Here is a 19,263-nt window from a genome sequence, read left to right as displayed (position 1 = left end):
CGTAAAATTCAAAATATTGCAGGGAAAATATGGCTAAATTCTTAAATACCAGTGCAACCGATTTTTTCTTAGAAGAACTTATTAAAAATGCCAAAGAACGTTTAATTTTGATCAGTCCTTATTTACGTCTCAATGACCGTATCAAAGAATTACTCGAAGACAAAGACCGGCTAAAAATTGATATTCGCATTGTCTATGGTAAAAGTGATTTGCATCCTGAAGAAATTAAATGGATTCAAAAACTGGACTATGTCCGTTTGAGTTTCTGCAAAAATCTGCATGCAAAATGCTATCTCAATGAATCGGAATGTATTATTTCGAGTTTGAACTTATATGAATTTAGCCAGGTCAATAACAATGAAATGGGCATTTCAATACGCAAATATGAAGATGATGAAGTTTTCAAAGATGCGTATGAAGAAGCGCAGCGCATCATCCGGATTAGCGAAGAAGTTCGTATTAGCGTAGATGAAGTTAAAACAGATAACGTTGAGGTTCAAACTGAGCGTGAACTAGAACAAGAAAATGTGAAATTCAAGAAATTAACCACAGCAAAACTTGCTTCTAAAGTTGGACTCAAGACACCCGATTTGCTCGAACAACTGGTGAATAAAGGCTATCTTAAACTTGAAAATGATAAGCACTTTTTAACTGATACGGGCAAAGCGATAGGCGGTGAATTTCGAACAGGACAATTTGGCATGTACTTCCTTTGGGATGAAAATACTGAGATTTAATCTTTTCACACTCCACTTTTAAAAAATGGACTTGCCCCTATCCATTTAGGAGATAGTTAGGGATAGGTGAATTTAAAGCCCCTCCCCCGCCTTTTCTCCCTGAGCCATATACGGCGCAAGAGAGGGAGCTAAAAAGCTTTAAATTGCCACCAACTCCCGAATACCTTTTTCCATCATTTCACTGCCCACACCTTGCGCCACGACTTGCCCACGTGCCATCACGGTATAAGTATCGGCAAGCTCTTCGGCAAAGTCATAAAACTGCTCAACCAGTATAATTGCCATTCCCCCCCCATCAGCCAGTTTACGAATGACCCGACCAATATCTTTAATAACCGAGGGCTGAATGCCTTCGGTCGGTTCATCCAAAATCAGCACACGCGGTGCAGAAGCAAGTGCACGCGCAATGGCAAGCTGCTGCTGCTGACCACCGGATAAATCTCCGCCACGGCGATGCTTCATTTCATCCAGTACCGGGAAAATTTCATACAGGTGCTCAGGCACTTTACGGGTCTTTGGCCCCTTAAATTTCGCCATGCCAATCAGAATATTTTCCTCAACTGTCAGGGTAGAAAAAATATCACGACCTTGTGGTACATAGGCCAAGCCCTCACGGACACGCTGCTCAGGACTGAATTTCGAGATATCTTTACCATCTAGCAAAATTTGCCCTGACTTAATTGGCAAAATTCCCATCAGGCATTTTAGCAGTGTGGTTTTGCCCACACCATTGCGCCCAAGTACTACCGAACATTCTCCTACAGGCGCAGTAAACGACACATCGCGCAGAATATGACTGCCACCATAAAATTGATTGACGTCTTTGACTTCGAGCATATTGGTCTCCTTAACGTCCTAAATACTTTTCAATGACATCTTCATTGGCTTGAACCTCAGCCAATGTGCCTTCTGCCAAAATCGCCCCTTGCGCCAGCACCGTGACTTTTTCACTGATGGTGTCGATAAAACTCATGTCATGCTCCACCACAATCAAGGTATGGTTTTTCTTGAGTTCTAAACACAGTTCCGCCGTGCGTTCGGTTTCGGCATCGGTCATGCCTGCTACAGGTTCATCAAGTAAAATCAGCTTGGGACGTTGCATAAGCAGCATGCCAATCTCAAGCCATTGCTTTTGACCATGCGATAGCAATCCAGCAGGTTTATTAATAAATTCTTGCAGACGAATTTGCGTTAAGGACTCATCTAAAGCATTTTGTGCATCAGGATCGAGCTTGCTAAAAAAACTCTTTTTCACCCGCTTGTCTTTGGGTGCAGCCAGCAGCAGATTTTCCATCACGGTGAAATTTTCAAACACTGTTGGTTTTTGAAATTTACGTCCGATGCCAGCTTCGGCAATTTCTTCGGTGCTCATTTTCGACAAATCATAGTTTTGCCCAAAAAAAGCGCTACCTTCGGTTGGTCGGGTTTTGCCGGTAATCACGTCCATCAGCGTGGTTTTCCCTGCCCCGTTCGGCCCGATGATGCAGCGCAATTCACCTTCTTCAATGTAGAGCGACAAATCATTTAGGGCACGAAAGGCATCAAACCAGACACTGACTTTTTCCAGATACAGCGCAATACCGTGGCTGAAATCTGCACCCAGCTCTTTCGGGCGACCATAGCCATCAGAAGCATGACCGCCATGAGGTTGAACTAATTCGCTCATTCGCTACGCTCCTTTTTAAAACGGTCAAACAGACCAATCACGCCTTTTGGCAGGAAGAGGGTCACCACAATAAATAACGCCCCTAAAATCAACAGCCATGCTTCAGGATAAGCCGAAGTGAAATAGGTTTTTACACCATTAATTAAACCTGCCCCAATCAATGGACCAATCAGCGTGCCACGACCACCTGCTGCTACCCACACCGCCATTTCAATGGAGTTCACCGGGTTCATTTCACTTGGGTTAATAATGCCGGCTTGCGGCACATACAACGCCCCTGCAATCCCGGCGATCACCGCAGAAAGCACCCATGCCGAGAGCTTGTACCACAAGGTGCGGTAGCCCAAGTATTGCAGACGGTTTTCACTGTCACGAATCGCACCGAGTACACGGCCATAGGGTTTATTCATCAGATGACGTAAACCAACAAAACAGAGCAGCAGAACCAGTGCGGTGATAAAGCACAGGCTGGCACGCATCGATGCCGAGGTAATGTCCATGCCTAAAATGGTTTTAAAACCGGTAAAGCCGTTGTTGCCACCAAAGCCGGTTTCATTACGGAAGAAAAGTAATGCAGCGGCAAAAGTCATGGCTTGGGTAATAATCGAGAAATACACGCCTTTGATTTTCGAGCGGAAAGCAAAGAAACCAAAAATAAAGGCAATAATGCCCGGCACGAGCACTACGAGTGCCAGCGACCAGAGGAAATATTCTGTACCGACCCAGAACCAGGGCACTTCAGTCCAGCTTAAGAAACGCATAAAGTCTGGAATGCCATCCCCTGCCGACTGACGCATCAGGTACATCCCAAAAGCATAACCACCGAGGGCAAAGTACAAACCATGCCCCAGACTTAAAATCCCGGCATATCCCCAGACCAGATCCAAGGCTAAAGCCACCAGAGCCAGACACATAATTTTGCCAATCAGGGTCACCCAATAAGCAGACAAATAAAAAGCGGAATCACTCGGCAATAAATGTAACCACGGTAAAATCAATAGAATGGCAAAGCACACAGCAATCGCCACACCGCTATACGGTTTATCCGAGAGTAAATGTGTCATTTTCATCTGTTTACTCCACAAAACGGCCTTTGATGGCAAACAAACCTTGTGGACGTTTTTGAATAAACAAAATCACAAGCACCAAGAGAACAATTTTTGCCAGTACCGCACCAATCCCGATTTCGAGTGCTGTACCGCTAATACCCAGACCGAGTGCTGCCAGCACTGCGCCCCAGACTTGACCGACGCCACCAACCACCACCACGAGGAAGGCATCAATAATGTAGTTTTGACCTAAATCTGGGCCAACGTTACCGACTTGTGCCAGGGCACAGCCGGCAAGTCCCGCCAAACCTGAACCGAGACCAAAGGCCATCATGTCAATACGACTTGAACGAATGCCGACTGCACGTGCCATTTGACGGTTTTGCGTGACCGCACGCACGAACAGACCAAAACGGGTTTTATTAAGCAGATAAACCAGTAATAGAAGCACTGCGATGGTAAAAACAATAATGGTAATGCGGTTATAGGGCAGCATTAAGCTGGGCGTGATAGAAATTCCGCCTGACAGCCATGAAATGTTCGATACCTCAACATTTTGTGCACCAAAAGTCATCCGTACCAGTTGCATCAGAATGAGACTGACCCCAAAAGTGGCAAGCAAGGTTTCCAATTGGCGACCATATAGCGGACGAATTACCGTGCGTTCAATCAACATACCAATCAGCGCACTGACCACAAATGCAGCAGGAATCGCGGCAATCAGGTACCAGTCGACATAACTGCCCAAATAGCTTTTAAACAGGCTTTGCACCACATAAGTAGTGTAGGCACCGATCATAATCAGCTCGCCATGAGCCATATTGATGACACCAAGCAAACCATAGGTAATCGCTAAACCTAGTGCTGCAAGCAGTAAAATACTCGCGGTACTGAGACCAGAAAATAAATGTCCTGCCCATTCACTGGCTTGAATACGGGTTTTAATATCACTTTTAGCTTCGACTAAAGCTGCTTTTAATTCAGGATGTAAATTCGGCTGGCTTAGCTCATTTTCCACCATTGCCAACACATCGGGACGATTCGAATCTTGCAAGGTTTTTGCGGCTTGAATTTTGACTAGGACATCAGGGTTCTGATAATCCAGACGGGCTTTGAGCTGAGCCAAACGATCTTTGAATTTGTTGTTTTGTTCGTTTAAATACAGTGCATTGATATGCGCAATATTCAGCTCGGACAAGTTGCTTTCATAAATATCAATCGCTTCTAGACGCTCAGAAGCATCTTCAGATTTGAGCTTTCTTTGTGCCAAACCAAAGTTGAGTGCTTTACGCAAGGTATTGACTAAGGTGACTTGGGATAGGTCACCGGGCCAGTCAGTCACGATGTCTAGACTCGGGTAGCTGAGTAATTTTTCGTCCGATTCTAAAATGTAGGTCTGACCATTGGAACCGCTATAAAGCTGCTCGTTTTCAACATATTCTGCAAGCTGATCTAGCTGTTCAATACTGCCCGGCCATTGATTGAGTAAAACACGGCGCTGGGCAAAATCACCTTGCACAAATTGCTGGATTGCATCTTGTTGCTGTGTGGCCGCAGTCAAGGTAATGCTATTTGAGGCTTGTTCTGCTGATACCACTTGCACACAAACGACCTGTGCAAATACCAGAAAAATAGCGGCGATATTCACGCGAATATTCATTATATTCACCCCTATTAAATTGGAATTTCATCCATAAAAAAGGAAAAAATCAAAAGAAACCTGCTGCTGATACAGCAGGCTATATGTCGTTTTTATTTGGGGATATAAGTGCTCCATGGCTGTGCCTGGATGGCTTGTGCTGTCTTATAGACCACATCAAACTGTCCATCCCCCCGAATCTGACCAATCATGACCGGTTTATGTAAGTGGTGATTCGTTGCATCCATTTTCAAGGCATAGCCCGATGGTGCTTTGAATTCCTGACCTGCCATGGCTTCACGGACTTTGTCAACCTCTGTAGAGCCCGCTTTTTCAACGGCTTGCTTCCACATATTGATGCCGACATAGGTCGCTTCCATCGGATCATTGGTTACCAGCTTATCTACATTCGGTAATTTAAATTCAACCGCATATTGCTTCATCTTTTTGGTAAATTCAGTATTGACTGGATTCTTCACCGACATGAAGTAGTTCCAAGAAGCCAAATGGCCGACCAATGGCTTGGTATCAATACCACGCAATTCTTCTTCGCCCACCGAGAATGCCATCACCGGAATATCCGAGGCTTTTATGCCCTGGTTACCCAGTTCACGATAAAACGGCACGTTGGAGTCGCCATTGATGGTCGAAATCACCGCAGTCTTTTTACCTGCTGCAAATTTTTTCACGTTGCCAACAATGGTTTGATAGTTGCTGTGACCAAATGGAGTGTACTCTTCCATGATGTCGGCATCCGCCACACCTTTGGACTTTAAGAAAGCACGTAAAATCTGGTTGGTCGTACGAGGATACACATAGTCTGTTCCCAGTAAGACAAAGCGTTCAGCCTTGCCCCCTTCTTCGCTCATCAAGTATTCCACAGCAGGAATGGCTTGCTGGTTTGGTGCAGCACCCGTATAGAAAATGTTTTTCGATTGCTCTTGTCCTTCGTACTGGACTGGGTAGAACAATAAGCCATTTAACTCTTCAACCACTGGCAACACAGATTTACGCGATACCGATGTCCATGCACCAAAAATCACCGCGACTTTGTCTTGAGTAATAAGCTGACGTGCTTGTTCTGCAAAGAGTGGCCAGTCGGATGCAGGATCCACCACTACAGGTTCCAGTTTTTTACCTAGTACACCACCATTGTCATTGATTTCTTTAATGGCCATTAAGGCAGTGTCTTTCAGCGAAGTCTCAGAAATTGCCATCGTGCCTGAAAGAGAATGCAGAATCCCGACTTTAATCGTGTCGCCGCTGCCAGCAACTTTGCTTTCTGCGGCCGGGGCTTCTGCTTTTTCAGCCGATTTTGAACACCCCGTTAATGCAACAGCCCCTGCCATGGTTACGGCTAAAATACTTTTTGAAAATAAATTGCGTTGGAACATCAGATTTTCTCCAAACTTTATAATGGTGCATTTTTCATGCTGGTCTTGTGGTACATCTGGAGGGAGTGATTCAATTTCTGTGCCAAGGCTTGAAAAAATAAAAAAATCGCTAAAAATGATCTGATTATTTGTATTATGAATCATGAATTTAGCACTACTAAAAGGACTGAGAGTTCTATTCAAATGCAGAATCCAAGCTCAATCTTAAATAGGTTGCACAAAGGCCAATAAACACATGACAAAAGTAAGATAGAAGACAATGTACAAATAAAGTGCAGCATATTGAGTAAAAAATGCACTATTTTAAAACAAAAAATCCCGCAAGCGCGGGATTTTTTAGAAGTGGATTGATCGGATTTAAACCACCAGATCTGCCAGATTACCTTTTTGCTCTAACCAGTCTTTACGGTCACTGGCACGTTTTTTCGCCAGCAATTTATCCAGTAAGCCCGAAGTAAATTGCATATCATCCAAGTCCAATTGCACTAAACGGCGCGTATTTGGGTCAAGCGTGGTTTCACGGAGCTGACTGGCGTTCATCTCACCCAAACCTTTAAATCGGGTAATTTGCGGATTCTTGGTTTTGCATTTTTTCAGAATGCCATTTAGCTCATCTTCATCCAGTGCGTAATGGACATCTTTGCCGTCATCTATGCGGAATAATGGCGGCATGGCCACATACAGATGCCCTTCTTCCACCAAGGTCTGGAAATGTTTTACAAATAAGGCACACAGCAAGGTCGCGATGTGCAAACCATCTGAGTCGGCATCGGCCAGAATACAGACCTTGCCATAACGCAGTTCAGACAGGTCATCCGAACCCGGATCGACACCAATGGCAATCGCGATGTTGTGCACTTCCTGAGATGCCAAAACTTCGTCAGAAGACACTTCCCAGGTATTTAAAATCTTACCGCGAATCGGCATGATCGCCTGGAAGTTCTTGTCACGCGCCTGCTTAGCCGAACCGCCGGCAGAATCTCCTTCCACAATAAACAGTTCTGACTGATCGAGATCATGTCCTACGCAATCGGATAATTTACCCGGCAAGGTTGGACCCGCCACAATCTTTTTACGTTCAACTTTTTTCGCTGCTTTTAAACGGCGGCCGGCTTTGGAAATTGCCATTTCAGCCAGTTGCATGGCGATGTCTGAATTCTGGTTCAGCCATAATGCAAAGGCATCTTTGGCGATGTTTTGTACAATGCCGGATGCTTCACGGCTCGACAGACGTTCTTTGGTCTGGCCGGAGAACTGCGGCTCCTGAAGTTTCAGCGACAGGATATAGTTCACCCCGTCCCAGACATCTTCGGCAGAGAGTTTCATATTACGCGGCAATAAGTTACGCAGTTCACAGAATTCGCGCATGGCATCGGTGACACCTGAACGCAGACCATTCACATGGGTGCCGCCCTGTGCGGTAGGAATCAGGTTCACATAAGATTCCTGAACGCTTTCACCGCCTTCAACGTTCCAGCAAATGGCAAATTCAGCGCTGGCACGTTCCGCATCGCCTATTGCGACAAAAGCTGGTGCAGGAATAATTTCACGGTCTTCCAGCTCGTCCATCAGATAGTCGACCAGACCATTTTCAAACTGCCAGGTGATCTTTTCATCATTGATCTGGTCAACATAATTGATCTGTAAGCCCGCTGCCAAAACAGCTTTGGCTTTTAAATTATGTTTGAGTGCCTTCAAGGCAAATTTGGGTGAATCAAAATATTTGGCTTCTGGCCAAAAATGAACTGTGGTCCCAGATACCCGTTTCGGCGCCTTACCGGCCAGCACTTCAAGCGGTGCAACCGGTTCGCCCTTTTCAAAGGCCATTTTATACAGATTGCCCTGACGCTGGACTTCAACCTCTACACGGGTCGAAAGCGCATTCACCACCGAAATCCCGACGCCATGCAAACCACCTGAAAACTGGTAGTTATCGGTGCTGAACTTACCGCCGGCATGCAGTTTGGTCATGATAATTTCAATACCGCTCTGGCCGTATTCAGGGTGAATATCCACCGGCATACCACGACCATTGTCTTCCACTGATAAAGAACCGTCCTTATAGACCGTGACGGTAATTTTATTGGCATGCCCTGCCAGTGCCTCATCGACAGCATTATCAATCACTTCCTGTGCCAAATGGTTGGGACGAGAAGTATCGGTATACATGCCCGGACGACGACGTACCGGATCCAGACCAGATAAAACTTCAAGAGATTGAGCCGTATATTGAGACACGTTATTCGGTTTCCTTTTTTATGCAGTCCAATAAAAACTGTAAGACGAACGGAATTTTCTCCGCAAAATCATCCATCCCGTGACTGCCATGCGCTTCAGTCATCAGCATTGCAGGGGGATGCGCAGCACTATAATAACGATGTGCTTCACGATAATCCAAAACTTCATCACCTTGTTGCAGCAGAACCAGAATTTTGTCTGCATCTTGTGCAACAGGCAGGGCCAATTGTTGCAGTTGTGCCAGATCTGCTTCATCCAGACACCAGTTCGGATGAACCTGATAGGGCAGTTGCTCGTCAAACAGTTCACGAAACAGTTGCCATGGTCGCATTGCCGGATTAATCAGTACAGCAGGCACACTATGCTGTGCGACCAGATGTGTCGCATAGAATCCTCCCAGACTACTGCCCAGCAACGCCACCTCCTGCATCGATTCAATCAGACCCGACACATATGCAATGGCATCATTCGGTGACATGTTTAAATCCGGTAAATGTACCCGAATCTCAGGAGACTTTGCACAGTAGTGCTGCAGCAGTTTCCCCTTGATTGAGTCCGCATTACTCTTAAACCCATGCAAATAAATGATATTCATGAACTACCAACAAAAAACCCATCAATCATCAAAATTGAATTTAAAAAATGTGAAGTACACTACTTTATAAGACCTGTTAATTACTTAAATTGTCTGACAATAAAGCCTGAAGTCTACTGTAATTCTCGTTATTTTAAGCTGAGGCTCTCAAAATCTGGAAACTCAACAAGAAAAAGAATTTATACCGCGAAGTTCTTTAAAAAGAAAGATGGCACACCATGCGGCTTATTGAAAGGACAGGATCAGATGCCAAGTTTGACACCGTTACATGAAACCTATTGTCGATGGGACCGAACCCCGCCGAGTCAGGCCGATGTACTGGAAGGCCTGGCGCTGCTGATAACCATGCGCTTTAACGATGTGATCCAGGAGCTGATCAAGAGTATTCAGCGCGAAATTTTAATGAGTATTTTTGGTTTAAGTGAAAATAATTCACAGAAAATTCAGAATATTCCTTCGATTGTGCGGCTCTATCAAATGTCTTATGACATGCTGTTTCATTATGGTAATACCCTGATTGCACCCGCTTTGCGCCAGATTATTGAACGATTTCCAAAACTGCATAATAAACCACTGACGCCTTACTTACATTTTCTGGTCAGTGTCTTAAATGGTATTATCGGGGATAATCTGCTGAAATATCAAAATCCTCTAGCCCTGCCCATGGTGATCTATGACCATTATGGATCGCTGCAAAAAGGGGAGCTGAGCGGCCGTATTACCCTGTTTGTACATGGTTTATGCATGAACCATTTAGACTGGTCAAATCGCAGATATGAAGGGATTGGCGAAAAATTACTGGCGCAGCGCGATCGCAATACCATGTTGTATCTAAACTACAATACCGGACGCCGGATTTCTGCCAATGGTCGCAGCCTGGCGCATACCTTAGAAGATCTGGTCATTCGCAATCCGAGAATTACCAGTATTGACCTGATCGGACATAGCATGGGCGGGCTGGTATCGCGTAGTGCGCTATTTTATGGCAAGCAGAATGTCTATCGCTGGGTCAACATGGTGGAAAATCTGGTCTGTCTGGGTTCACCGCATCATGGTGCGGTACTCGAGCGTTTTGGCTTTAGCCTGCAGGACAAACTTGGACATTTCCCGCTGATTCGGCTGATTGGCCATCTGGTTAATATCCGCAGTAACGGTATTCTGGATTTGCGCCATGGCAGCGTGCGCGATGATGACTGGGAGCATAATCCGCTTCGAATCGGCTTTATAGACGATCACCGTAAACCCGCACCCATTCCGTCTCATATCGATACCTATCTGGTCGCCGGCACCATCGAGTTTGAACACCGCAAGAACAAGACCCTGCACATGATTGGAGATTATCTGGTCAGTATTAAAAGCGCTTTGGGCGAACATCCCAATCCGCGTTTCCAGCTCAAAGTCCCCGATGCACACAAGGCTATTTTCTACGGCCTGAACCATTTCGAAATTCAATATCATCCGCTGGTGGCCGAGCAGGTGGCGCGCTGGTTCTATCCAAGTGTAGAAGATGAAGCCTTTGACCAGATTCATGAATACGTAATGGATCTGGATAGTCTGGAAGGCATTGCCCTGACCTAAACTCAAGCAAAATCAAAAAAGCCCTCAATGGAGGGCTTTTTTGATGACCTAATGAATTAGTATTTGTCTCTAAGTCGTTTCACTGGTGCGGTTTTATATTTACGCAGCAGTTGCCATAGACTGACCACTAATAAAATACTGAAGAAGATCAGAGACCAGACAGGCAAGGATTGGCCCAAGAAGGTCCAGTCAATCGTGGCACATTCCCCGGAACCATTCAGCACCTGCTGTAACACAGATTGCATTGGCAAGGTTTCCAGCCAGTATTCCAGACCGGGACCACAGCTCGGTACCTGATCCGGTGGCAGGTTCTGCAACCAGACATGCCGCGCAGCCACACCCACAGACCATAAAATACTGAGTGAACCCAGCAAGGCATAGAACCGCTTCATGAAATTGGATGCAGGATTATGTAAGCATGCAATCAGGGAGATAATTCCCAGTCCGATTAATCCGACACGTTGAAACACACAGAGCGGACAAGGTGCCAGACCTTGTACATGCTCAAGATATAAGGCAAATGCCATGCCGATGACAGCAGCCAAAAACAGCACCCCACTCACGAAGCGATAACCCCATTGCATGGTGAATCCTCTTATTTTTTTATCGATATTGGGCTAAATAATCAGCAAAACTGACGCTGCTATCTTGCTCGAGTTGCTGTTGCTGCTGCAATGACTTTTGTGACATTTCTTCAAAATAAGCCAGTGTTTCGGGACTGAGCTGATGCTCTTCATAGACACTGCTGTGCTGCTGCGCCAGATGTTGGCCAAAATGCCACATACCACCCTGTTCACGCGTATCCCCGACCATCAAGGCAGACAAGGTGGTATCGACTTCATCGACCCGGATCATCATGGTTTTTAAAGCATCGGTATACAGGGTAGTGTCATAGGCTGAATCTAACAGCTGGGCCAAGGGATGCATGCGCTGCACATGCATGGCACACCAGTCTTCAATCGGAAAAGACTGACCATTTTCCATGATTGCCGCATTCGGTGCACGGCCACGATTCACAACCTCGGTCTGATTCTGCTCAATGATATCCTGTTCATCACTGAGTAGTGCCGGACTGTCTTGCAATAAACAGTACAGAGCTAGAACTTCAAGGAAGCCGGCGGTATCTTCATTAATGCCAATCGGGCTATAAGGATTAACATCGACTGCACGCAACTCGATATAGGCAATCCCACGATTTTCCAGTGCTTGGGACGGTGTTTCGCCCGCTTGCGGTACCTGTTTCGGACGTACCAGACTATAATATTCATTCTCGAGTTGCAGCACATGATCATTGATCTGGATCGGCTGGCCATTTGCATCGTCTAGTCCCAGACGGCTAAACGGTTCATATGGTGTTTTGACGGCTTTTTGCAGTCCGGCCAGATAGTCCTGCAAATTATTGTAGTGAATACCGAGCTGTTTCTGCGCCGAGTTCTGATAACCAAAACGTCCCATACGCAGCGCAGTCGCATATGGGGAATACAGCGTGCCTTTGACCAATGGCAGCAAGAAATGATCACGGCCAGTCATAAAGCACTGGCAGACCGCCGGACTGGCCCCGATCAGGAACATGACCAGCGGGGTGAGACGAATAAAGTTACGGATCAGTCCCATATAGCGATGGCTGCGGTAATCCTGCAAGCTTAATGCTTTGAGCGCGTCATCCTGTTCCTGCTGTTGTAATGCCTCGAACAGGTGATCCGGAAAAGACAAATTATAATGCACGCCTGAAATCGTCTGCATGCGGCGACCATAACGCACCCCTAAACCACGACGGTATAAGGTCTTAAATAAACCGATATTCGAGCTGCCATATTGTGCCAGCGGAATGCTGTCATCACGGCTGTCCAGCATACACGGCATCGACAAGGGCCAGAGCTTTTCATCATTTTCCAGATGACGGTGCACAATCGCATGAATATCACCGAGATAGTCCAGCGCTTTTTTGATCGTATCCTGCGGTGGAGTAATGAACTCCATCAACGCTTCAGAATAGTCCGTCGTGATATGTGGATGAGTCAAGGCTGAACCCAAGGCACGAGGATGCGCTGCCTGCGACAGGAATCCATCACTTTGCATGCGTAAACTTTCACGCTCGATACCACGCAGCATGCCTTTGATGAGTGACGACTCGACCCAGGTCAGTAACACATTTGGGGAAGTCGATTCAGGTTGACTCATTACAATCTCGCTTAAGGGGGCTAAACTATTAAATAAATTAAAATCATCAGTTTAATCAGTATAACGTGATTTCATGCCGGCACATGACAGGCTGCCTAGTTTTCAGGCAAACCTTTGATTTTTAATTTGGCAAATATTTAACACAAACTTCCTCTATAAGACATGGATAATTTGTGATTTTATTAACAAATAGATGCTAATGAATTGTAAATATTATGAATTATCAAGATATTTTAGACTTCTGGTTTCATGCGGACAGCCAACCCTTATGGTTTAGCCAGAGTCATGAATTCGACCAAAGTATTGCACAGCAGTTCATGAGCATTCATCAGCAGGCAACCCAAGCTGAACTCTGGGCCTGGCGTAAAACCGCAGAAGGCCGTCTGGCTGAAATTATTGTTCTGGATCAATTTTCACGAAATCTATTCCGTGATTCTCCTCAGGCTTTTGCCCAAGACAGTCTGGCACTGGCCCTGGCTCAGGAAGCCATCAGCCTGAACCTGGATCAACAGCTTAGTCCGGAACAGCGTACCTTTCTCTATATGCCATTTATGCACAGCGAATCCAAACTGATTCATGAATTCGCCTTAAAACTGTTCCAGCGTCTGGGTAATCCGACCAATCTTGAATTCGAGAAAAAGCACAAGGTCATTATTGACCGCTTTGGACGCTACCCACACCGGAATCAAATCTTGGGTCGTGAATCGACCAATGAAGAACTTACTTTCCTGACCCAGCCCGATAGCCGTTTTTAAGATTTTTTAACAGGCTGTCTGGACCGGATCATTGCATCAGGAGATCGAACATGAAAACTATACTACTGGGATTGAGTGTTATTGCTGCCATCAGCCTGACCGGCTGTGCAACAACACCGTCCAAGCCTTTAACATTTGACCAGTTAGGTCAATACACTACCACTCCCCTCAACAGCAACACCTTCCGTATCAGCTTTCAGGCCCGTCCCAACATGAGCTTTGGCACAGCTGAAGAAATTACCCTGGTCAAAGCTGCACAGACTACCGTACAAAACGGCTTTCAGTTCTTCAAGGTGCTGAATGATCCAAGTAACCGGACTCTGCAACCGCCGCGTCAGGCCATTGTCTACCCGGCACCGAGCTACTATCCGTTTGGCTATTACCGCGGTTATCCGGGATTCTGGCCTGATCCCTTCTATGATCGTCCTTATACCGTTACCCTCGATCCTGCCCAGGTGGCCTATACTATTGAATGCTTCAAAGCCAATCAGGCACCTCAAGAGGCCTTTGATGCACGCTTGATTTTACAGTCACTTGGGGCTAAATATGGTTTGAGTCCATCGGGCGCGGTACTGCAACCGCAACCAGCCAATCCCTCTTGACAGGATGATCCATGCAGACAGAGAGTATCTCCCCGAGCCTACAGCGCAGTAAACGTTTCGCGACCATCGCCCTGGTGGCCGCGGTACTGACCTGGTTAGTCCTGATGGCTGCAGCCAAACTGCTGCCTGAATATGTCTGGCTGCTTCAGATCCTGATGCTCTCGGCAGAAGCGGGTGTGGTCGGCGGTCTGGCAGACTGGTATGCGATTACAGTACTGTTTCGTAACCCTTTTGGCAGACTGCCAATTCCCAAATTTTTACGTGACCACACCGAAATTATTCCACGTAACAAGGCCCGCATTGCAGAGTCAATGGGCCGTTTTGTGCAGGAAAACTTTCTTTCTCCGCAAATTGTGCAACGCAGTCTGGACAGTACCGACCTGAGTCTGGCCGCAGGACGCTGGCTGGCCAATCCGCAAAATAATGTTCAGGTGACTCAGGTCATTCAGCAGACAGTTCCTAAAATCTTTGAATTTGTCGGACAGGAACAGATTGCCGGATTTATTCAGAATAACAGTGTGCAATGGGTCAAGAACACCCAGATCAATACCCTGGCCAGTGAAATGCTACGTGCGGTACTGGACAATGATTTCCATCAAGATGTACTGCAACGTGGGCTGGATGTCGCCCATGCATGGATGACTTCACACCCCGAAGAAACCCGGGAGCTGACCCGGACCCTGTTTAAGGAAATGGGCGTCTGGAAACTGGCCAAAGGTGCCAGCTGGATCGGGATTAATGTTCAGCAACGCAGTATTGATTCTGTCATTCAACGGGTTGAAGCCATGCTGGCCGATCCGGATCATCCGTGGCGTCTTAAAATTGAGGCAATCGGGCATGACTGGATGTTACAACTGGCAGATAACGATAGTGAAGCCAGCCAGCGTCTCAATGAAACCAAAGATGCCTTACTGGATAGTCCACAAGTGCTGAATTTTATCAGTGGTGCCGTGGTGATCTTATGTGATGCGATCAAGGCTGACTTGCAAAAACCTGATTCTGGCATTGCGGAAAATCTCAGAATTGCCATTCAGCAGGTCGGGGAAAATATCATCTCGAATGCCTCGGTACGTGAGCTATTGAATAACCGTCTTAGCGGTATCGCAGTCGATCTGAGTGACCAGTACAGTGAAAAAGTAATCCGTTTTATCAGCGAGCGGATTCACGAATGGGACTCAACCGAGATGATCAACAAGATTGAAAACGAAGTCGGTGGCGACCTGCATATGATCCGGGTCAATGGTGTTGTGGTCGGTGCCTGTATCGGTCTGGTTCTGGGGGTTATCCGGGCGGCGGTGGAGCATCTGATTTAGACAGTAAAAATCTGACCCGGGCCATCATCTAGATCACTAGGGCAAGGCCATTGAACCTGGATCAGGCTATTGCCCAACGTGATTTACTTCGGTGGCTGAGGTCCGGACATATCGACCAGTAGCCCGGTAAATCTGCGTACAAAAGGCAATAAGGTCACCACAATCGGAAAGGCAATCGCCCAGGAAATCATCCAGTTATGAAACCAGAGTGCGATAAATCCATCAATCCAGCCGAGAGTACGCAGCATATTGATCATGGAAATAATGCCACTCATCAGGCAAGACAGGATAAAAGGCACAATAATCAATGCCCATTTTGCAGGAAGTTTAGGAATAGTGCCGATAATAGTGGGACGTTGTGGTGAAGCCATACGGACTCTTTTTGATTGTTCTTCAGACAACTAATATAAGCCAAATCTTCCGGTTTGAATGACTGATTTTTTCATTCGTATTGTTCTGTCTGAAACTGATTTCATTTTCATGAGATTTATCCTGTTATTTTATATTTATTTAATAAAAAACTCCCGACTGTTGATCGTACAGTTTTTATTCTCTAGAAATGCTTTTACCTAAAGAGCATGAAATTTGCTATATTTGCTGTTTTTCTGCGATATCTATTTTCGACTGATTATGAATACGGCAATACAAGCAGCTCTCGATCATGCAGTGCAAACTTTACAGGCACAAAACGTACTCCCATCTGACTGGAACAACACAAGTAGTTTGACGCGTACCAAAGACCGAAGCCATGGTGACTTTGCGTCGAATATTGCCATGATCGCGTCGAAAGCTGCGGGTATGAAGCCACGTGATTTAGCAGAAAAAATTCTTGCTGCTCTTCCTGAAGTGGCGGATATCAGCAAGGCAGAAATTGCCGGTCCTGGTTTTATTAACTTCTTTTTAAATGCAGACCAGCGCTTTACTGTACTCGATCAAATCCAGGCACAAAAAGATGCTTATGGTCGTACGCAAGTCAATGCGGGAAAACGCATTCAGGTGGAATTCGTATCTGCCAATCCGACCTCTAGCCTGCACGTGGGTCATGGTCGCGGTGCCGCATATGGCATGACCGTTGCAAACTTGCTTGAAGCAACGGGTGCCAAAGTAGATCGCGAATACTATGTCAACGATGCCGGCCGTCAAATGGATATTCTGGCAACTTCAACCTACCTGCGTTATTTAGAGTTAACTGGTCAGGAACTGGTATTCCCGAAAAATGCTTACCAAGGTGACTACGTAAAAGAAATCGCGCAAAGCATTATTGATCAGGATGGCGATGCCTATGTGCGTCCTGTGGCTGAGGTCTATAAAGACGTGCCTGAAGATGTGCAGTTTGCAGCTGAACTGGATGCAGACGGCAACAAAGTAGTGCTGTCTGGCGACAAAGAAAAACATATTGATGGTTTGATCTTTAATTCACAAAAGCTCATCGGTACAGGCTACCGTGTCTTCTTGCAGGCAGCGCTTAAAGCAATTCTGGATGATATTAAAGATGACCTGGGTGAATTTGGTGTAACTTTCAATCAATGGTTCAGCGAAGAATCATTGACAGACAAAATTGAAGAAGCCTTACAGACTCTGGATCAGCGTGGTTTCCTGTATGAACTGGATGGCAACATCTGGTTCAAGTCGACTGAATTTGGTGATGAAAAAGACCGTGTAGTGAAACGCCGTAATGGCCAGACCACGTACTTCGCATCAGATATCGCTTACCACCTGAACAAGCTACAACGTGGCTATACCGATATCATTGATATCTGGGGTTCAGATCACCATGGTTATATCGCACGTGTAAAAGCAGCGATTGATGCACTGGGCTATGACTCGAAAAAATTGACTGTTCTTCTGGTTCAGTTCGTGAGCTTATGGCGTGGCGGTGAGATGGTACAAATGTCATCCCGTTCAGGCCAGTTTGTGACACTGCGTGATTTGCGTAAAGAAGTGGGGAACGATGCTGCACGTTTCTACTATGTGATGCGTAAGTCTGAACAGCACATTGACTTTGACCTGGACCTTGCTGTGTCACAAAGCAAGGACAATGCGGTGTATTACATCCAGTATGCACATGCACGTATCTGCCGTATGTTAGAAAAAGCAGCCTCTACAGGCGTGAACTTTGATGCTACAGCGGCACGTAATTTGGCTGCCAAGCTGGAGCTTGATGCTGAAACTGAAATTCTGGCCAAGCTGGCTGCCTATCCAGAGATTCTGGTTCGTGCAGCAAACAGCTATGAACCGCATCAAATCGGTAACTACCTGAAAGAGCTGGCAGCATTGTTCCACGGCTGGTACAACGACAATAAAGTTCTGGGTGATGATGCTGAATTGACTCAGGCACGTTTACTGTTATCTGTGAATGTTCGCCAAGTTCTGCGCAACGGTCTGGAACTGCTTGGCGTATCAGCACCTGAGTCCATGTAAAGCACTGCTTTTACATTGACGCAAGACGGAGCTGTGCTTGAGTAAGCATGTATAGATTGTTTTGCATGCTCGCAAGGCGAGAGCTCTGCTCGAAGTGGGCATGTAAGCAAAAATCTTTCCATTTGGTCTATGTATTTGAAGATGAAGATAAATTAAAATTCTGTGTGATTTGTGATCTAGAGGATGACTTTTATATCCTGATCACATAGGATGAAATGATAGTAGAGGCATAACTGCTGTTACGCCTTTTCTATATGTCCCCGATCAATAAGAGGAAAATCCCAAGTGTTTGGAAAAACGCAGCGCGGTGTATCTGAAAGACCGAATAAGCCTAAAAAGCCACTTATTCCAACCTGGCTCGGCACACTCGTGATCATTTTAATCGTGTTAAGTTTTTTGATGGCGCTGATGCTCTGGAAGCCATGGGAACCGGTTAAACCAAAATCTCAAACGAGTGCTGAATCTGTCCAGGAAGAAGATAGTAATAAAGATTACCGTTTTTATGATCTGTTGCCGCAGCAACAGGTAACGCCTATTCCTGAACAGGCCGTACCTGAAAATAAAACTCAGGATACGGTAGTGATTGTAGAAGCGCCTCGACCTGAAGTGACTGAACCTGCAGTATCTGCTGAGCCTGGTTTAGAAGCCAGCGAAGCTCCTGTTGCCGCTCCGGCCAGCTATATTCTGCAAGTCCGCAGTTTTGATGATCCGGATCAGGCCGATGCCCGCCGTGCCGAAATTATTCTAAATGGCTTATCTGCCGATGTGGTCCGCAGTGTAGAAAATGGTAAAGTCTGGTATCGCGTGGTTTCAGGCCCTTACGATTCTGCAGAAGCCGCGATTATGGCGCAGCAAACCTTGCAAAATAGCGGGATCGATTCAATCGTCGTAAAACGATAAATTGTAGAAACAAAAAAAAAGCGCCTGATGGCGCTTTTTTTATACCTTTAACTCCTTCCTTTTTAAAAGGGAGTTAGGAGGGATTAGCTAAAATTAAATCCATTTTGGAAAAGGAGAAGCTCCCTCTCCTTTTAGGAGAGGGTGAGGAAGAGGTTATTTTAAAAGCCCCTCCACCTAGACTCCTCCCAAAGGGAG

The 19,263-nt window shown here is 46.0% G+C and carries 17 protein-coding genes; 7 read left to right on the top strand and 10 right to left on the bottom strand.

All coding sequences use genetic code 11. The features are described from left to right. Window positions 1–29: 29 nt before the first annotated feature. Window positions 30–737 (top strand): phospholipase D family protein, encoded by a 708-nt coding sequence (locus KUG37_RS03290; protein WP_216940163.1) that lies wholly within the window; start codon window positions 30–32, stop codon window positions 735–737. A 138-nt stretch (window positions 738–875) separates the two neighbouring features. Here the strand turns inward: KUG37_RS03290 and urtE are convergent, their stop codons facing one another. The 7 genes from urtE to KUG37_RS03255 form a co-directional block, all read right to left on the bottom strand. Then, window positions 876–1,574, bottom strand: a complete 699-nt coding sequence (gene urtE / locus KUG37_RS03285) for an urea ABC transporter ATP-binding subunit UrtE (protein ID WP_216940162.1) — start codon at window positions 1,572–1,574, stop codon at window positions 876–878. Window positions 1,575–1,584: 10 nt separating this feature from the next. Continuing rightward, entirely contained in the window at window positions 1,585–2,403 is an 819-nt protein-coding gene (gene urtD, locus KUG37_RS03280) for an urea ABC transporter ATP-binding protein UrtD (protein ID WP_216940161.1), read from the bottom strand. After that, on the bottom strand, window positions 2,400–3,473 hold the full coding sequence (gene urtC / locus KUG37_RS03275; protein ID WP_216940160.1) for an urea ABC transporter permease subunit UrtC: 1,074 nt from the start codon (window positions 3,471–3,473) through the stop codon (window positions 2,400–2,402). Before urtC ends, urtD begins: the two co-directional genes overlap by 4 nt. 4 nt (window positions 3,474–3,477) lie before the next feature. Then, window positions 3,478–5,112 carry an urea ABC transporter permease subunit UrtB gene (gene urtB / locus KUG37_RS03270; RefSeq protein ID WP_216940159.1) on the bottom strand — a complete coding sequence of 545 codons (1,635 nt, stop codon included), beginning with the start codon at window positions 5,110–5,112 and terminating at the stop codon, window positions 3,478–3,480. A gap of 92 nt (window positions 5,113–5,204) precedes the next feature. Next, on the bottom strand, window positions 5,205–6,485 hold the full coding sequence (urtA, locus tag KUG37_RS03265) for an urea ABC transporter substrate-binding protein (RefSeq protein WP_216940158.1): 1,281 nt from the start codon (window positions 6,483–6,485) through the stop codon (window positions 5,205–5,207). A gap of 357 nt (window positions 6,486–6,842) precedes the next feature. After that, a complete protein-coding gene (gene parE, locus KUG37_RS03260; RefSeq protein WP_216937953.1) occupies window positions 6,843–8,723 on the bottom strand; it encodes a DNA topoisomerase IV subunit B in 1,881 nt (626 codons plus the stop codon). Window position 8,724: 1 nt separating this feature from the next. After that, complete coding sequence (locus KUG37_RS03255) at window positions 8,725–9,318, bottom strand: YqiA/YcfP family alpha/beta fold hydrolase (RefSeq protein ID WP_216937952.1); 594 nt, start codon at window positions 9,316–9,318, stop codon at window positions 8,725–8,727. A gap of 246 nt (window positions 9,319–9,564) precedes the next feature. Here KUG37_RS03255 and KUG37_RS03250 point away from each other — a divergent pair, with 246 nt between their 5' ends. Next, window positions 9,565–10,896, top strand: a complete 1,332-nt coding sequence (locus tag KUG37_RS03250) for a GPI inositol-deacylase (protein ID WP_216937951.1) — start codon at window positions 9,565–9,567, stop codon at window positions 10,894–10,896. 56 nt (window positions 10,897–10,952) lie between these two features. Here KUG37_RS03250 and KUG37_RS03245 read toward each other — a convergent pair whose 3' ends face one another. After that, window positions 10,953–11,480, bottom strand: a complete 528-nt coding sequence (locus KUG37_RS03245) for a disulfide bond formation protein B (RefSeq protein WP_216937950.1) — start codon at window positions 11,478–11,480, stop codon at window positions 10,953–10,955. Between the two features lie 19 nt (window positions 11,481–11,499). Next, window positions 11,500–13,077: a glutamate--cysteine ligase gene (gshA, locus tag KUG37_RS03240; protein WP_216937949.1), complete on the bottom strand. Its 1,578-nt coding sequence runs from the start codon at window positions 13,075–13,077 to the stop codon at window positions 11,500–11,502. Window positions 13,078–13,292: 215 nt separating this feature from the next. Between gshA and KUG37_RS03235 the strand changes: the two genes are divergently transcribed. From KUG37_RS03235 to KUG37_RS03225, 3 genes are read left to right on the top strand one after another with little or no spacing between them, the layout of a single operon-like run. Then, window positions 13,293–13,832 carry a DUF924 family protein gene (locus KUG37_RS03235; RefSeq protein WP_216937948.1) on the top strand — a complete coding sequence of 180 codons (540 nt, stop codon included), beginning with the start codon at window positions 13,293–13,295 and terminating at the stop codon, window positions 13,830–13,832. A 50-nt stretch (window positions 13,833–13,882) separates the two neighbouring features. Beyond that, window positions 13,883–14,434: a hypothetical protein gene (locus KUG37_RS03230; protein ID WP_216937946.1), complete on the top strand. Its 552-nt coding sequence runs from the start codon at window positions 13,883–13,885 to the stop codon at window positions 14,432–14,434. A gap of 11 nt (window positions 14,435–14,445) precedes the next feature. After that, on the top strand, window positions 14,446–15,747 hold the full coding sequence (locus tag KUG37_RS03225; RefSeq protein WP_216940157.1) for a DUF445 domain-containing protein: 1,302 nt from the start codon (window positions 14,446–14,448) through the stop codon (window positions 15,745–15,747). A gap of 83 nt (window positions 15,748–15,830) precedes the next feature. On the opposite strand, the gene KUG37_RS03220 is transcribed toward KUG37_RS03225, so the two are convergent. Continuing rightward, window positions 15,831–16,118, bottom strand: coding sequence for a DUF2798 domain-containing protein (locus KUG37_RS03220; RefSeq protein WP_216940155.1), 288 nt, complete (start codon window positions 16,116–16,118; stop codon window positions 15,831–15,833). Window positions 16,119–16,377: 259 nt separating this feature from the next. Between KUG37_RS03220 and argS the strand changes: the two genes are divergently transcribed. Continuing rightward, window positions 16,378–18,168, top strand: a complete 1,791-nt coding sequence (argS, locus tag KUG37_RS03215; protein WP_216937665.1) for an arginine--tRNA ligase — start codon at window positions 16,378–16,380, stop codon at window positions 18,166–18,168. Window positions 18,169–18,453: 285 nt separating this feature from the next. Next, window positions 18,454–19,068: an SPOR domain-containing protein gene (locus tag KUG37_RS03210; protein ID WP_216937663.1), complete on the top strand. Its 615-nt coding sequence runs from the start codon at window positions 18,454–18,456 to the stop codon at window positions 19,066–19,068. Window positions 19,069–19,263 lie beyond the last annotated feature (195 nt).

It is taken from the genome of Acinetobacter sp. BY419, assembly GCF_019038395.1.
Lineage (GTDB): Bacteria > Pseudomonadota > Gammaproteobacteria > Pseudomonadales > Moraxellaceae > Acinetobacter.
Note: the sequence above shows the minus strand (reverse complement) of the source record. Positions and strands in the feature narration are given on the sequence as shown.

What these genes read in the sequence shown, in the direction of transcription:
- KUG37_RS03245 (WP_216937950.1), bottom strand. Translation starts at nt 11,480, where the DNA reads ATGCAATGGGGTTATCGCTTCGTGAGTGGGGTGCTGTTTTTGGCTGCT.
- urtE (WP_216940162.1), bottom strand. Translation starts at nt 1,574, where the DNA reads ATGCTCGAAGTCAAAGACGTCAATCAATTTTATGGTGGCAGTCATATT.
- gshA (WP_216937949.1), bottom strand. Translation starts at nt 13,077, where the DNA reads ATGAGTCAACCTGAATCGACTTCCCCAAATGTGTTACTGACCTGGGTC.
- KUG37_RS03235 (WP_216937948.1), top strand. Translation starts at nt 13,293, where the DNA reads ATGAATTATCAAGATATTTTAGACTTCTGGTTTCATGCGGACAGCCAA.
- urtB (WP_216940159.1), bottom strand. Translation starts at nt 5,112, where the DNA reads ATGAATATTCGCGTGAATATCGCCGCTATTTTTCTGGTATTTGCACAG.
- KUG37_RS03230 (WP_216937946.1), top strand. Translation starts at nt 13,883, where the DNA reads ATGAAAACTATACTACTGGGATTGAGTGTTATTGCTGCCATCAGCCTG.
- KUG37_RS03290 (WP_216940163.1), top strand. Translation starts at nt 30, where the DNA reads ATGGCTAAATTCTTAAATACCAGTGCAACCGATTTTTTCTTAGAAGAA.
- KUG37_RS03255 (WP_216937952.1), bottom strand. Translation starts at nt 9,318, where the DNA reads ATGAATATCATTTATTTGCATGGGTTTAAGAGTAATGCGGACTCAATC.
- urtA (WP_216940158.1), bottom strand. Translation starts at nt 6,485, where the DNA reads ATGTTCCAACGCAATTTATTTTCAAAAAGTATTTTAGCCGTAACCATG.
- KUG37_RS03220 (WP_216940155.1), bottom strand. Translation starts at nt 16,118, where the DNA reads ATGGCTTCACCACAACGTCCCACTATTATCGGCACTATTCCTAAACTT.
- argS (WP_216937665.1), top strand. Translation starts at nt 16,378, where the DNA reads ATGAATACGGCAATACAAGCAGCTCTCGATCATGCAGTGCAAACTTTA.
- urtC (WP_216940160.1), bottom strand. Translation starts at nt 3,473, where the DNA reads ATGAAAATGACACATTTACTCTCGGATAAACCGTATAGCGGTGTGGCG.
- KUG37_RS03225 (WP_216940157.1), top strand. Translation starts at nt 14,446, where the DNA reads ATGCAGACAGAGAGTATCTCCCCGAGCCTACAGCGCAGTAAACGTTTC.
- KUG37_RS03250 (WP_216937951.1), top strand. Translation starts at nt 9,565, where the DNA reads ATGCCAAGTTTGACACCGTTACATGAAACCTATTGTCGATGGGACCGA.
- urtD (WP_216940161.1), bottom strand. Translation starts at nt 2,403, where the DNA reads ATGAGCGAATTAGTTCAACCTCATGGCGGTCATGCTTCTGATGGCTAT.